General features: G+C 73.2%; 9 protein-coding genes. 3 read left to right on the forward strand and 6 right to left on the reverse strand.

All coding sequences use genetic code 11. The annotated features are described in order from the left end of the window. The first annotated feature begins 126 nt into the window (after positions 1-126). Positions 127-5,721, forward strand: a complete 5,595-nt coding sequence (locus tag ACFQUZ_RS00235; RefSeq protein ID WP_377436604.1) for an SCO7613 C-terminal domain-containing membrane protein — start codon at positions 127-129, stop codon at positions 5,719-5,721. A 132-nt stretch (positions 5,722-5,853) separates the two neighbouring features. Here the strand turns inward: ACFQUZ_RS00235 and purE are convergent, their stop codons facing one another. The 6 genes from purE to mca all read right to left on the reverse strand — a co-directional run bounded on the left by purE (position 5,854) and on the right by mca (position 14,037). Further along, complete coding sequence (gene purE, locus ACFQUZ_RS00240; protein ID WP_377436607.1) at positions 5,854-6,360, reverse strand: 5-(carboxyamino)imidazole ribonucleotide mutase; 507 nt, start codon at positions 6,358-6,360, stop codon at positions 5,854-5,856. 40 nt (positions 6,361-6,400) lie between these two features. Further along, on the reverse strand, positions 6,401-7,561 hold the full coding sequence (locus ACFQUZ_RS00245) for a 5-(carboxyamino)imidazole ribonucleotide synthase (protein ID WP_377436609.1): 1,161 nt from the start codon (positions 7,559-7,561) through the stop codon (positions 6,401-6,403). Positions 7,562-7,717: 156 nt separating this feature from the next. Next, complete coding sequence (locus tag ACFQUZ_RS00250; protein WP_377436611.1) at positions 7,718-9,757, reverse strand: thioredoxin domain-containing protein; 2,040 nt, start codon at positions 9,755-9,757, stop codon at positions 7,718-7,720. Between the two features lie 65 nt (positions 9,758-9,822). Beyond that, positions 9,823-12,444 (reverse strand): putative bifunctional diguanylate cyclase/phosphodiesterase, encoded by a 2,622-nt coding sequence (locus tag ACFQUZ_RS00255; RefSeq protein WP_377437458.1) that lies wholly within the window; start codon positions 12,442-12,444, stop codon positions 9,823-9,825. A 322-nt stretch (positions 12,445-12,766) separates the two neighbouring features. After that, positions 12,767-13,042: a hypothetical protein gene (locus ACFQUZ_RS00260; RefSeq protein WP_377436613.1), complete on the reverse strand. Its 276-nt coding sequence runs from the start codon at positions 13,040-13,042 to the stop codon at positions 12,767-12,769. 113 nt (positions 13,043-13,155) lie between these two features. Further along, a complete protein-coding gene (gene mca / locus ACFQUZ_RS00265) occupies positions 13,156-14,037 on the reverse strand; it encodes a mycothiol conjugate amidase Mca (protein ID WP_377437459.1) in 882 nt (293 codons plus the stop codon). 228 nt (positions 14,038-14,265) lie between these two features. Here mca and ACFQUZ_RS00270 point away from each other — a divergent pair, with 228 nt between their 5' ends. Continuing rightward, on the forward strand, positions 14,266-14,661 hold the full coding sequence (locus ACFQUZ_RS00270; protein ID WP_377437460.1) for a DUF4307 domain-containing protein: 396 nt from the start codon (positions 14,266-14,268) through the stop codon (positions 14,659-14,661). Between the two features lie 189 nt (positions 14,662-14,850). Beyond that, positions 14,851-15,345 carry a transcription elongation factor GreA gene (greA, locus tag ACFQUZ_RS00275; RefSeq protein ID WP_377436615.1) on the forward strand — a complete coding sequence of 165 codons (495 nt, stop codon included), beginning with the start codon at positions 14,851-14,853 and terminating at the stop codon, positions 15,343-15,345. Positions 15,346-15,395 lie beyond the last annotated feature (50 nt).

A 15,395-nucleotide genomic window follows, 5' to 3' on the forward strand; every position in this document is an offset into this window, starting at 1 on the left:
CGGCCAGGTCCACGGTCGCCGCCGTTTCCGCGTGATCTTCCATCACCAAGGGGCTATTCAACAGTTGCCTGGTTTGGGCATGCTTCGGTGGGAGACAAACGCGGACGGCCGCGCGAAGGGGGAGCCATGAGTACGTACCAGTGCTCCTCGTGCGGACGCCTGATCGAGTCGGCACCGATCTGCCCCTTCTGCGGCGCGGAGCAGCACCAGTGGGCGGACGACCTGGTCCGTATCGAGCGTTCCATCGCCGAGATGAAGCAGCGCGAGCTGGCGATCGCGCAGGAACAGAAGAAGATCGCCCAGCAGATGCAGGCGGCGATGTTCCAGCGGGACATCCTGGCGCACGCCAGCGAGGAGAAGCTGCGGGCCGCCAGCCGGTCCCGCCGATTCCGGCGCGGCGCCAACCGCCGTCCACCGCAGACACCGCCACCGGCCGGGCCGTTCCCCGCCGGCCCGGCCTCCAGCGGACCGGGCACCAGCGGACCGGCCTCCAGCGGACCGGGCACCAGCGGACCGGGCACCAGCGGACCGCATGCGGACCGCCCGGATGGGACCGAACGCCCCGCGACCCCCCCGACCACGGCCCCCCGGACCGGGGCGGCACCCGCCGCGGCACCGGAGTCCACCTCGGGCGCCCCCAAGCCGCCGGGGTCCACGTCGGCCGGCCCTACAGCGCCCGAGTCCACCTCGGCCGGCCCCACGGCCCCCGAGTCCACCTCGGCCGGCCCCACGGCCGACCGGGTCCGTCCCGACCAGGCGCCTGCGGACCGGGTGGCGAGCGGTCGCGCCGGTGGCGGAGACCCCGCCGCCACCGGGCCCCGGGTGCCGCGACAGGGTCCGCTCCACGACGACCGGGTACGCCGGAGGCGCGCCACCTCGTCGCCGTACCCGGCCGCGCCGTCGCTGGATCCCGACGAGCCGCGCGTCGACCCCCGACCGTCGAATGTGGGCGCCGGCGAGCCACCGCCCCGCCTGGACTTCCCGCCGGACCCGGCCGGCGGAGCGGACCGACCGCACCAGCCGGAGGCGTCCTCCCGCGAGGTGCAGAACATCTTCCTCGGCCTGGCCGGACTGCTGTTCGGCGTCGCGGCGGCGGCGTTCGCGGTGGTGGCGGTCACCTCGCTCGCCGACGGCAGCCGGGTCGCCATCCTCGCTGGCGCGACCGTCCTCATGCTGGCCGCCGCGCCGGTGGTGGCCCGGCGCGGGCTCACCTCCACCGCCGAAACGATCGCCGCGGTGGGGCTCCTGCTGGTGCCGTTGACCGGGTACGCGGTGTGGACGGTGGACGCGGTCTGGACCAGCGGGCTGTCCGGTGCGGTCTTCGCCGGATTCACGTTCCTCAGCACCGCACTGGTCGCCGGCCTGTATGCCGGGGCCACCGGGCTGGCCGCCCCCCGGTACGCCACCGTCCTCGCCGGACAGCCCGTGCTGCCGTTGCTGGCGTACGACTGGATCACCGGCCCGGCCGGGTGGGCGCTGACCCTCACCGGTGTGGCGGTCCTGGACCTCTACCTCGCTCGGTTGTTCACCGTGGACGGACGGCTGGTGGTGACGTCCTGGCTGTCCAGGCGCGCCGGACCGGCGGAGCCGGCTGCCGACCACACGGCGGACCGGCCGGGTCGGCGGCGCGCCGACGACCCGGCCGTCAGCCGGCCCGAGGGGGCCGAAGAGGAGTCGGACGCCGTCGTCACCACCGGCATCGGGGAGCGCGCGAGCCGGACCGGCGCGGGCGCGGAGTTCGAACCGGACGTGCCGCCCGCCGCCGCGACGGCCCCCACCGCCCCGGTAATCGCCTGGCTGCGCGAGCTGACCTGGTTGCTGCACGCCCTGGCGATCACCATCGCGTTGGCGTACGCGGTCCAGGCCCTGGTAGTCGCTGTGACCGTGCCGGAAGCTGTCCGGGGCGCCACCGTCCTGCTGCTGGCCGCGGCCGTGGCACTTGTCGGCGCGATGAGCGTGGGCCGCCCCGCGCTTACCGATGTCGCCGCCGGCCTGCTGACCCTGGCGGTCATCGGCGCCTTTGGTCGGGTGGCGGCCGTGGCCGTGCCCGGCCGCGCCCTGCTCCCCGTCGCCGCCGTTGTCGCGGTGACCGGGATCGGCGTGCGCGCCGTCCCGCCGCGACTGCGTCGCGGCCCGGAGCTGGCCTCGGCGATCGCCCTCGTGGTGATCGGAGCGGTGGTCGCCGGCACCGCGCTACGCGCCGCGCTGGCGCCGATCCGGGCCGCCCTGCCGCCGTGGCAGGCCGATCTCGGTGGGTACGCCGACACGTTGGCCCGGGCCGTCGGTCCCGCCGGTTGGCAGCTCGCCGCCGCGGCGTTCCTGCTCACGGTGACCGCCGTGATCGCTCTTCCGGCTGGCCTGCGCCGTGAGTTCGCGGTGACCGGGACCGTGGTGACGGCGCTCGCGGTGCCCGCCGCGCTGGGGCTGCCGTGGCCGGCCGCCCCCTGGCCGGGGGTGCTCGCGGCGATCGGTATCGCCGTCACCGGGCTGACCGCCGAGTCGGAACGGGCCGCCCGGGCGCACGCGGTGGGTGCCGCCGTGGCCGGTCTCGGCGCCGCCGGCGCGGCGATGACCCGTCCCGCGTCCACCGCGGCCGTGCTCACCGTGCTGGCCGTCGCGGGGGTGCTTATCGCGCTGGCCCCACGCGTCGCCAGCTCCGCCGGTTCCGCCGCCTGGTACGTGCCGCGGTCCACCCGCCTGAACGCCGTCGGTGATCGTACGGCCGGGGGCGGGATCGCCGGCCGGGGCCGCCTGGCCGGCGTCGTCGCGGACTGGGCAGCCGGCGGGGCCGCGCTGGCGGTGCCCGGCGCGGTGGCCGCGTTCGCGGCGGCGGCGCTGCCGCTCGGTCCGGCACCGGCACCGGAAGCGGTCGAACGGGCCAGCCTGACCGTGCTGGCCGCCAGCTTCCTGGCCGCCTGCGGCACGCTCGGTTACGCGGCGCTGCGCCAGGTCGCGCACCGGCAGATCGGTTTCCCGCTGACGGCCGGCACCGGCCTCGGCGCGCTGGCGGTCGCCATCGCGGCCTTCGGCGCGCCGGGGGCGACCCTCGCCGACGCCCTGGTCGGCGCCGCCCTGCTGGTCGCGGCTGCGCTGCTGGTCCTCGCCCCGTCCATCGACGCCAGCCGACGCGCCGACCGGACGCTGGACGGCCCGGACTTCGCCGCGGCCGCCGCCACGGCCGCCGCGGTCGGCGCGCTCGCCCGGATCGCGGCGATCCTGGTGCCCGGCTCCGCGCTGGCAGCCGCGGCGGGGCTGGTACTGATGGTCGCCGCAGCCGCCCGGGCGATGCCCGCCCAGTGGCGCCGGGGACCGACGTTCGGTCTGCTGGTCACCGGTGCGGTGATCGCGGCGGTGGCCGGCTGGACCGCGGTGGTCGGCGGATTGCGGGCGTTGGCCACGCCGGGCCGGATCTGGGCGGCCGACCTCACGAACTGGTCGGCTCACGTGCCGGGCGGGGCCGGTTGGCAGGCACCGGTGGCGCTGGCCCTGCTCGCCCTCGCGGCCTCGATCCTGCTGCCCAGGCCCCGGGCGTACGACGTCGCCGCGGTCTGCGCCGGGCTGGCCGCCATCGGTACACCGGCCGCGTTCGGCCTGCCCTGGTGGTCGCCGATGGTGGTGAGCGGCGTCGTCGCGATCGGCTACGCGACCGCCGCCGTGGCGGCCGCCGATCCGCGCGCCGGGCTCACCAGAGCCGTCCTCGCCGGCTGCATGGCGCTGCACGCCGTCGGCGCCAGCCTGGTCCGCCCGTGGACCACGGCCACGGCGCTGATCGGGATCGCCCTGTTGGGCGTGGTGGTGGCGGTGCTGGCCCGCGCCATCGGCACGATGACCGCCGAGCCGGAGCCGCGCCCGGACGGCGAGCCGGCACCGGCCGTGGATCGGGCGGCGGCGATGCCGGTGCACCTGGCCCAGATCGGCGGTATGGCCACCGGTGGCGCCCTACTCGCTCTCCCCGGCGCGCTGGCCGCACTGGCCGCTCAGCTCGGCTGGGCCGCGGAGATCATCCTGACGGCGACTCTGGGCGGATCGAGCCTCGGCGTCGCGCTCCTTGCCCTGGCCCGTCGCCGGGTCCCGGAATATCTGCCGTACGCGACGGTCGGCATCGCCTGCGGCGCCACCGTGACCGCGGCGGTGTCGTTCTTCACTGATCTGCCGTACGGCGTCTACGCGGCGGCCGCCGCGCTGCTCGGTGTGCTCGCCGAGCTGATGCGGGCGGCCACCCCACCGCCGGGGGCCACCGACGGGCCGCACCGGCGGTGGACGGTGCTGCTCGGCGGTGCCCGACGCCGGCTGCCCGACCCGCCGCGCAGCCGGTGGTCGGTCAGCCCGACGGTGGGCGCGCTCGCGGTCTCCGCGCTACCCGCCGCGCTGGCCATCGTGGCGGTGGCTCCGGCGCTTGTCGTCGCGCTTGTCGAGCCGTACCGGGTGCTGGGCCGGATCTGGGACGGCCCGCCGCCGGAACTGCTCGCCCCACCGCCCGGCGCGGTCGATTCGAGCAACGTGTTGGCGGCTCTGCTGCTGACCACCGCCGCCGCACTCGGTGCGACCGGGTTGAGCGGAGGCCGCCCGGCCCGGGCGGTACCGGTGGTGCTGCCCGGAGCCGCCATCACCCTGCTGATCACGCCGACCTCGCTCGGTATGGGGTGGCCGAACGCCACCATGGCGGCGCTCGTCGTCTTCACCATCTCGATGCTCGGCCTGGCCCTCACCCCACCACCGCCGGCCGCGGAGCGGTCCCGTTCACTGCGGGTGGCGCGGATTCTGGTGTTCGGCATCGGTCTGGCGGCCGGCGGCGCCGGGCTGGCCGGCAGCCTCGCCGTCCAGAACCTCACCCTGTTCACCCTGGGTGCCGCGGTGGGTGTCGGCGCCGTCGCCGCGTTCGCCGGCCGGAGCCAGCCCGCCCGGATTCTCGGTTGGTTGTTCGCCTCGGTGATGGCGCAACTGTTCGTGCTGACCGTGGCGCTTGTCGCTGGGCTGCCACCGACCTGGTCGGCGTTCGGCGTGCTGGCTGTCGGCGCGGTGCTGCTGGTGGTGGCCCGGACGTTGCCCCGGTTGCGCCGGCCGGAGGCGCGGGCCGAGTCGGCCACCGTGGAGTGGACCGGCTACGGTGCCGCGCTGATCGCACTCGCCCTGGCGTTCCAGTCGCCGCGACACATCGCCGCGCTGCTGGCCGCGTGGGGGGCGGTGATCGGGGTGGCCGCGAGCCGGCCCGGACGCGGCACCATCGAGCGCCGGGCGCTGTTCTGGTCGGCGGTGGCCTGCGAGATCAGCGCCTGGTGGCTGCTCATGTGGATTTCCGATGTCGGGTTGCCGGAGGCCTACACGCTGCCGTTCGCCGCGTTGGCGCTGCTGGTCGGAGTGCTGGAGGTGCGCCACCATCCCGAGTTGAGCAGCTGGCTGGCGTACGGTCCGGCGCTGGTCGCCGCCTTCCTGCCCACGCTGGCGATCGTGCTGGTCAGCGACGCCAGCAGCACCCGGCAGGTCCTGTTGCTGCTCGGCGCGGTGGCGGTGCTCATCGCCGGCTCGACCAGCCGGCAGCAGGCGCCGGTGGTGGTGGGTGCCGTGGTCACCGCGATCACGGCGCTGCACGCGCTTACCGTGTACGGCCCGTGGTTGGTGCTCATCCCGGTCGGGATCGTGCTGCTCGTGCTCGGGGCCAGCAACGAGCGGCGCCGCCGCACGCAGGACCGCCTGCGCGGCGCCCTGCGCGGCATGCGGTAACCCCCGCACCCCCCGTCCCCCGGTCCCCCTCCCCCAGCCCTCCTCGTTGATCTTGCGGTTGTGGCTCCGGCATAGGGCACAAAAGCACCCATAACGGCAACCCAAAATGCAAGATCGACGTGGTAGGGGGGTTTAGGGGAGCGAGGCGCGCAAGGCCGCTTCCTTCTCCGCCACCAGGTCCGCCAACTCGCCCTGGTACGCCGACATCCGATCCCGCACCGCGGGGTCCGACGCGCCGAGGATGCGGACCGCGAGCAGGCCGGCATTGCGGGCGTTGCCGATGGACACGGTGGCCACCGGTACCCCGGCCGGCATCTGGACGATGGACAACAGCGAGTCCATCCCGTCCAGGTGCTTCAGTGGCACCGGCACCCCGATCACCGGCAGCGGGGTGACCGAGGCGACCATGCCGGGCAGGGCGGCCGCACCACCGGCCCCCGCGATGATCACCCTGATTCCGCGACCGGCCGCGGCGCGTCCGTACTCGATCATCTTGACCGGGGTCCGGTGCGCCGAGACCACCGACACCTCGTAGCCGACGCCGAACGAGTCGAGCGCCTCGGCCGCGGCCCGCATGGTGGGCCAGTCCGAGTCACTTCCCATGATCAGCCCGACCGCCGGTGCCGATTCGTCGCTCATCAGGTCCACCCTTCGTTCGCGACCGCCGGGCTCTCGAAGCTCACTGGTCACCGTGCCGCAGCCAGCGGGCGGCCCGCGCGGCCCGTGCCCGTACCTCGTCGAGATCGTCCCCAAGCACCGTGACGTGCCCGATCTTGCGGCCGGGTCGCACCTGCTTGCCGTACAGGTGCACCTTGGCCCCCGGTTCGGCGGCGAACAGGTGGTGCAGCCGTTCGTCGATGGCCATACCACCCGGCTCACCGCCGAGCACGTTCGCCATCACCGTCACCGGCGCGGTCAGCGCCGTGCTGCCCATCGGATAGTCCAGCACGGCCCGCAGGTGCTGCTCGAACTGGGAGGTCCGGGCCCCCTCGATGGTCCAGTGCCCGGAGTTGTGCGGCCGCATGGCCAACTCGTTGACGACCAGCCCGGCCGGGGTGTCGAACAGTTCCACGGCGAGCAGACCCACCACGTCCAGCCCGGTGGCCAGGTCGATGGCGAGCTGCTGCGCGGCCACCGCCAGCTCCTCGGGCAGTGCCGGCGCCGGCGCCAGCACCTCCACGCAGATGCCGTCCCGCTGCACCGTCTCCACCACCGGGTACGCCGCGACCTGGCCGAACGGCGAGCGGGCCACCTGCACGGCCAGTTCCCGCCGCAGCGCCACCCGTTCCTCGACGATCAGCTCGGCACCCCCGGCGAGCAACGCCGCCGCCCGTTCGACGGCCTCCGCGCCGGTACCGATCAGCCAGACGCCCCGGCCGTCGTACCCGCCGCGGGCCGCCTTGAGCACCACCGGCCAGCCAACTTCGGCACCGAACGCGGTCACGTCGTCCGGCGAGGCCACGGGCCGCCACCGGGGCACCGGGGCGCCCATCTCCGACAGCCGCTCCCGCATCGCCCGCTTGTCCTGGGCATACCGCAGTGGGTCGGCGGCCGGATACAGCGTCACCCCCTCGGCGGCAAGCGCTCGGATGTGTTCGCCGGGCACGTGCTCGTGGTCGAAGGTGACCACATCGCAGTCCTTGGCGAAGGCACGCAGCGCGGCCAGGTCGGTGTGATCGCCGTACCGGACGTCGGCGGCGACCAGTGCGGCACCGTCGTCGGGGGTGAGGGCGAGGACGCGCAGCGACTGGCCGAGGGCGATGGCAGCCTGATGGGTCATCCGGGCGAGTTGCCCGCCGCCCACCATGCCCACCACGGGCAGACCGGTTCGGGGATCCATAGCGGGATCAGCCTAACCACCCCCCGAACCCCACCAGCCCCCGGCCGGAACCCCACCCCACCCCCCTTGCCGCGATCTTGCGTTTTGGGCTCGGACGAAAGGGCTAAACAATCCTAAAGCGCCAACCCAAAGTGCAAGATCACCGGGGGAGGAGGGTCAGGTGAGTTGGGCGATGAGGGCGTCGACCGACGTCACCGGGCGGTCGCAGACGAAGCCCCGGCAGACGTACGCGGTGGAGCCGCCGTCGAGCATCGGCCGGTCGGCGAGCAGCGGCACCCCCGGCCGGTCCGGCGGGCCGGCGACCACCACGGCTCCCGGCGGCGCGTGCCGGTGCGCCGCCGCGACCAGCGGATCGGCCGCCGAGTCGTCGGTGACCACTGCGATCTCGTACGGCCCGGAGAGCAGCGCCTCGCCCACGGCGGCCGAGTAGCCGGTAAACCGGGCGTGCCGGCCGACGACCGGCGCCATGGTGCCCAACGCCCGCTCGGCGGCCTCCCGGTAGCTCGACTCGCCGGTCAGGGCCGCGTACGCGGTCAGCGCCGCGGCGATCGACGACAGACCGCTCGGGGTGGCGTTGTCGGTCGGGTCCGCCGGGCGGGTGACCAGGCGCTCCGCGTCGTCGGCGGTGTCGTAGAAGCCACCGTTCGGGGCGGCGAACCGGGCCAGCGCGACATCGAGCAGACCGCGGGCCGACTCCAACCACCGGCCCTCGCCGGTGACCTGATGCATCGCGCAGAACGCCTCGGCGACGCAACCGTAGTCCTCCAACACGCCCGCCGGATCGCCCACCACGCCGTTCCTGGAGACCCGGCGCAGCCGGCCGTCGACGATGTGCGCCCGCGCCAGGTGTTCGGCGGCGTCGCGCATCGCGCCGAAGGTGCCATCGGCCACGCTCTCCAGCGTCTGCGAGTCCTCGTCCGGACCCGCCGGGCCGAAGCTGTCGGCGACCTGGTTGAACTCGGCGATCGCGGTGATCGCCAGGCCGTTCCAGGCCGCCACCACCTTGTCGTCCCGGGCCGGTTGCGGGCGCCGGTTCCGCGCCTCGTGCAGTTGGCCGACGACGTCCCGCCAGCGGGCCCTGATCGCCGGATCGGCGTCGTCCACGTCCCGGGCCAGCCGCAACACGCTCGTCCCGTGCTCGAAGGTCCCGGCGGCAGTCACGTCGAACAGGTCGGCGGCCCACCGGCCGTCCTCCTCGCCGAGCGCCGCCACGAGCTGCGCCGGGGTCCACGCGTACGTCGCCCCCTCCACACCCTCGGTGTCGGCGTCCAACGCCGAGGCGAACCCTCCGGACGGCACCGCCATCTCCTCGGCGAGGAACCAGGCCGTGTCCTGGGCGACCCGGCGGGCCAACGGGTCGCCGGTCAACCGCCACAGGTGGGTGTAGACCCGCAGCAACAGCGCGTTGTCATAGAGCATCTTCTCGAAGTGCGGCACGGTCCAGTGCGCGTCCACCGAATACCGCGCGAAGCCGCCGGCGAGCTGGTCGTAGATGCCGCCGCGGGCCATCGCCTCGCAGGTGTGCCGGACCACCTCCAGGTCGCGTACCAGGCCGGTGCGCTGGTGATGGCGGAGCAGGAACAGCAGGTTCATGTGCGGCGGGAACTTGGGCGCGTCGCCGAACCCGCCGTTCGTCTCGTCGTACTCCCGGCCGAGCTGGGTCGCGGCGGTGTCCAGCAGGTCCGCGGTGAGCGGGGCCTGCGGCCCACCCACCGCCTGCGCGCCGCCGATGGCCTCGACCACGGCGGCCCCCTGCTGGCGTACGGCGTCCCGCTGGTCGCGCCAGGCGGTGGTGACCGACTCCAGCAGCCGGAGGAAGTTCGGCCGGGGGAAGTAGGTGCCGCAGAAGAACGGTGTGCCGTCCGGGGTGGCGAAGACCGTCATCGGCCAGCCGCCCTGGCCGGTCATCGCCTGCGTGGCGGTCATGTAGACGGCGTCGACGTCCGGCCGCTCCTCCCGATCCACCTTGATCGAGACAAAGTTCTCGTTCAGCAACCGGCCGACCGTCTCGTCCTCGAACGACTCGTGCGCCATGACGTGGCACCAGTGGCAGGCGGCGTACCCGACGGAGATGAGCACCGGCACGTCGCGGCGTTTCGCCTCGGCGAATGCCTGGTCACACCACGGCCACCAGTCCACCGGGTTGTCGGCGTGCTGCTGCAGGTACGGGCTGGTGGCGTCGGCCAGTCGATTCACCACCCGACCATATCCAGTCCGTCCGGCGGGCGCCCGCGCTCCGGCAACGGGCCTCGATACCGGGGTCAGGAGGCGCCGTCGGCGCGCAGCGGGAAGACTTTGGCCTGCGCGGAGTCGAGCAACGAGCGCAGCACCGCGACGATCTTCTCGGCCGGCATGGGTTTGAAGAAGTGGTAGCCCTGGGCGGCGGTGCAGCCGAGTTGGGCCAGGGCGGCCCGCTGATCGGCCGTCTCGACACCCTCCGCGACCACCCGTAGGCCCAGCTCCCGGGCCAGTTGGACGGTGGTCCGGACGATCGCGGCGGCCTCCGGAGAATCCGCCATCCGCATAACGAACGAGCGGTCCACCTTGAGTTCGTCCACCGGCACCCGGGCGAGGAAGGTCAACGAGGAGAAGCCGGTGCCGAAGTCGTCGACCGCGAGCTGCACACCCAGCGCCCGCAGCGCCCCCAGCACCTCGTCGATCACCTCCAACTCGCTCATCACCACCGTTTCGGTGATCTCCAGCACCAGCCGGCGCGGCGGGACCCGGTGCTGGCGCAGCGACTCGGCGACATCCGCGGGCAGGCTCGGATCGAGCAGGCTGCGGGCCGAGACGTTGATCGAGATGGGTACGTCGAGCCCGTGCCGGCCCCACTCGGCGGCCACCGTGAGCGCCTTGTCCACGACGTACCGGGTGAAGCCGCCGAGCAGTTCGCTGTTCTCCACGGTGCGGACGAAGTCGACGGGTCCGAGCATCCCGCGCCGGGGGTGGCTCCACCGGATCAGGGCCTCGACCCCGGTCGGGGCGCCGGTGTCCAGGTCTACGGCCGGCTGCAGGGCCAGCACCAGCTGGTCGTCGACCTCCAGCGCCTCGCGCAGCTCGGCGAGCAGGGCGAGCTGGTCGGTGTTGGCCGCATCCCGGGTGCCGTCGTACGACGCGACGCTGCCGCCGCCCTCCTTCGCCTGGTACATCGCGACATCGGCCCGGCGCAGCAGTTCCGTCATGTCGGCGGTGCCGGCACCGGCCGCCACGACGCCCACCGACGCCTCGATGGACATCCGCACGTCGGCGACCTCCATCACCTCGGTGAGCACTTCGATGATCTCCCGTGCCCGACGTACCGCGTGTGGTGTCGAGCCGGCGGAACCGGCCGGCGGGGCCGCGGTGACCAGCAGCGCGAACTCGTCACCGCCCAGCCGGCCGAGCAGCTCTCCGGGCCGGGCCAGGGTGCTCAGCCGGGCCGCGATCACCTGGAGCAGCTCGTCGCCCGCCGCGTGCCCGAGAGTGTCGTTGACCTCTTTGAAATGGTTGATGTCCAGCAGCAGCAGGGCGACCGGATGGTCGTGTCCGAGCTGCCGCAGCAGCGCGTCGCCACGAGCCAGCAACGCCACCCGGTTCAGCAGCCCGGTCAATGGGTCGTGCCGGGCCTCGTAGCTGGACCGCGCGGTCAGCACGCGGAGTTCGCGGTGCGTCGCGGCGTCGTGCAGCGCGGCCCCCAGCGCGTCGGCGAAGGCCGACAGGGCGGCGCGGTCCCGCGGGCCGGGATATACCGATCGCGGCAGCCGAACGCGCAACTCGCCGACGTGCACGGCCCCGACCAGCAGCGAACGGCTGAGTTCGGGCTCCTCACCGGTGCCGGGTCCGCCCGGCTCCTCGAACCGGGCCACGTCACTGCCGAACCCGGCCACGTCACTGCCGAACCCGGCCACGTCACCGCCGAACGCCGCGGTTGCCACCCTCGGCGGCCTCGACCCGGCGGCGGTCGACCCGCCCCTCGATTGGCCGCGTACCCGGGCTGGGCCGAGCGGCGGCGTCATGGCCTCGTCGGTGACCTTTCCGTCGGACCCCCCGCGGTACCGGCGCCACTGGCCGTCCCCGCGTGCCACGTCGAGTTCCACCGACTCGGCGGTGAACAGGGCCAGCGCCCCGGTCACCCCGGCGGTCGCGACACCCCGCTCGTTCAGTTTGTTGAGCGCGCTTGTCGCCTCGGCGAACGTCCGCCAGACGCGCCGTTCCTCGTCGGCCCGCAACCGGTGACTGTATGTCTGCTGCAACAACCACAGCCCCGGCGGCAGCAGCAGCAGCCAGCGCGGGTCGCGATCGAGCATGGTCACCACGACGAGCCCGACCAGCACGTTGCCGACGAACATCAGCAACTTGCCGCGCAACGTGGCGATCAGCAGTGGGCGGATCGCGGTACGTTCCCGCACCGCCATGGTGCCGGCCGCGAGCGTCACGGTAACCAGGAGATAGACGCAGGCGCCAAGGACCATCGCGCCGGCCGAGGTGGGCGTGGGAGACAACCCGAACGGATCCACCAGAAGCCGGGTCGCGGCGGTGGCCAGCGAGGCGGCGATCGTCAGCGACGCGGTGACCCGGACGACCTCGACCGGCGGCCGTCCGTCGGAGACAGCCGAGAGGATCACCCAGGCGAGCCCGGAGCCGAGGAACACCGCCGCCGGGATCCAGCCGGCCGGCGCGAGATAGAGGGCGATGATGAGTGCCGCCTCGCCCCAGGCGACGTTTATGGTGCCGGTGGCCAGGCGGAAGCGCAGCCGGGCCAACTGGGCCAGGGCCACGATCGCCAGCGCCGCGCCCAATCGGGTCGGGTCGCCCGGTGGCCCCGTCGAGCCGCCGAACGGCACCCCGACCACCAGCCCGACGACGACAGCGGCGGCGGCGACCACGAACAGCACGGCGGCCAGCCCGACCAACCTCCGGGGCAGTGTGGTCAGTCCGGCCCAGGCCAGCAGGCGACGATTGGTCACGGGTCCGCCCCCGCCGTGACCACGAATCGGATCGGGGCACCGGACGGAGTGGTCGGGCCGCGCTCACCACGCCGCGCGCTCGACACCGGTCCTGGGGCACGATCGGAGGTCCGGCCGGTGGCTGGAACGCGGCGCCGGTCAGATCTGACAAACACTGACGCCCCCTCCGCGCACGGTGCGGGACTGAATGGTCCCCCGGCGGAAGGCTAAGCCATCCCGATGAGGGGCAACAGGGGTCGAGCGGGCCCCGGCGGATGAATCACGATGTCGGTGGACGGTCCCGGCCCAGGTCACCCGGGTTTCCGGAAGCTCCGGAAGATTCATCCATGGTGGTCGGGCCGACGCCGGATTCCTCGTCGCGCTGGGCTGGAAAACGGTCCGGCAGCCGGCGCAGCCGGGCGTTCATATTGCGGATCAGCAGCACCGTGACGATCGCCAACACGACGATCATGAACAGGCCCATCGGCCCGGCGAGGCCGCCGGACCGGGTATCCCCGAAGTTGTTCTCCGCGAGCACCTGCGCAGCGGTCATCATGTCCGATCCTCCGAAGTGCGGCCGTCAGGGCCGGTGTCAAAGTCCTCGGTCGAGCCAAGGCAGAGTCCGGGAGCTTTGACACGGGCCCCAGTCAACCGTACGCCGCTGCCCGGTCATCGGGCATACGAGGTGCCCCGGATGCCGGCGAACAGGTCCGACTCAGGCAGCGGGCTCTCGACCACCGACCTGGCCAACTGGAAGTCCTCCGTCGGCCAGGCCCGCCGCTGCAACTCCATCGGCACGTGGAACCAGAAACCGTCAGGGTCGACCTGGGTGGCGTGCGCCCGGAGCGCGTCGTCCCGGACCGGGAAGTAGTCGGCGCAGTCCACCCGGGTGGTGATCCGGGGACCCTTGTCGGGCCGTTCCTCCCAGCGCTCCAGCCATTCCTGGTACGGCGATTCCAACCCGGCCTCCAGCATCGCCTCGTGCAACGCGACGATCTTGCCCTTGGAGAACCCGATGTCGTAGTACAGCTTCAGCGGCTGCCACGGCTCGCCCAGCTCCGGATAGCGCGCCGGGTCCGCGGCCGCCTCGAAGGCCGCCACCGTCACCTTGTGGGTCATGATGTGGTCCGGGTGCGGGTAGCCGCCCTCCTCGTCGTACGTGGTGATCACGTGCGGGCGGAACTCACGGATGAGCCGGACCAGTGGCCCGGCGGCAACGGCCAGGTCCTGGAGGGCGAAGCATCCCTCCGGCAGGGGCGGCAGGGGATCCCCCTCGGGCAGCCCGGAGTCGACGAAGCCCAACCAGGCCTGCTCGACACCGAGGATGGCCCGCGCCGCGTCCATCTCGCCGCGCCGGATCTCCGCGATGTTCTCCCAGATCTCGGGGCGGTCCAGCTTGGGGTTCAGTACGCTGCCCCGCTCGCCTCCGGTGCAGGTGGCGACCAGTACGTCGACTCCCTCCGCGACATACTTCGCGGTGGTCGCGGCCCCCTTGCTCGACTCGTCGTCCGGATGGGCGTGGACGGCCATCAGACGCAGTTGCTCTGCCAACTCCGGTGCTCCCTCGTCATACCGGGCGATGCCGATGCCGCCGGACATCCGGCACGACCCGGGCGACGCCGGGTGAAGACACCCGGACGGCGAGCGGCCCGCCGGACCGACCACGGCGGCCGGCTGAGATGATGGACTCCTGACATTCTTGCCGATGCCACCGACAGAAACCGCAGGAGTTTGCCTCCGGTGATCGAGACGCACGCCACAACGCCGCCCGGAGCGCCGATGTTCCCGGCGGGCCGCTACGGTCGGCGCCGGGCCGTCCGGCGGCGCCGGCCGTGGCTGGTCGGGCTGCTCGCGCTGGCACTGGTCGCGACGCTCGGGTTGATCTCGGTGCGCTTGTACGAGCAGTACGGAGATCCGGAATACCGGGCAAAGGTGATCACCTACACCGACATCACCGACAGGCAGGTGGTGGTCGACTTCGAGGTGACCGTCCCGGCCGGTGGTGCCGCCGTCTGCGTGCTGCGCGCCCGGTCCCGGGACGGCGCCACAGTCGGTCAGGAGGAGGTCCGGGTGGCGGCCGCGCCCGGACAGCGCCATTCCCGGGTGCGGCATTTGATGATCACCACCGGGCGACCGCTGGTCGGCGAGGTGCTGCGCTGCCGACCGGCGGACTGACCGCCAGCCGGACGCACGGGTCGGCGCCCGTCGACACCGGCCAACGCCGGGTCATGAGCCCGTCCCCCGCCCGCAAGCCGTGAGTCGTGGATCCGTCCGCCGGGAAACGAGCGCGGTGCGGCGTGTATCGCACTGGTAACTTGGTAAGTCGTCCCTGTCCACCGCTATGCCCACCCGAGGAGATCGCCTGTGTCCACGACCGATCAAGGCGCCACCTGGCTGTCGCAGGACGCGTACGACCGGCTGCAGGCCGAGCTCGACGAGTTGATCGCTGCCCGCCCCGCCGTCGCCGCGGAAATCAACGAACGCCGGGAGGAGGGTGACCTCCGGGAGAACGGTGGTTACCACGCCGCCCGTGAAGAGCAGGGCAAGCAGGAGGCGCGCATCCGCTACCTCCAGGAGCTGCTGCGCACCGCCCGGGTGGGCGAAGCTCCGACGGCGGACGCCATCGCCCCGGGCACCGTCGTGACGATCTACTTCGACGACGACACCGACGCCACGGAGACCTTCCTGCTCGGCTCCCGGGAGATCTCCGCCACCACCGACCTCAGGGTCTACAGCCCGGAATCCGCCCTCGGGCAGGCCATCCTGGGCAGCCGGTCGGGCCAGACCGTGACCTACACCGCACCGAGCGGCGCCGATATCAAGGTCACCGTGGTCAGGTTCGAACCGTACGGAGGCTGACCGCAGATACGGCAAAGGGCCCCTTATCACCGCACGGCGGGATAAAGGGG

The organism is Plantactinospora sp. GCM10030261 (assembly GCF_042666615.1).
Lineage (GTDB): Bacteria > Actinomycetota > Actinomycetes > Mycobacteriales > Micromonosporaceae > KBS50.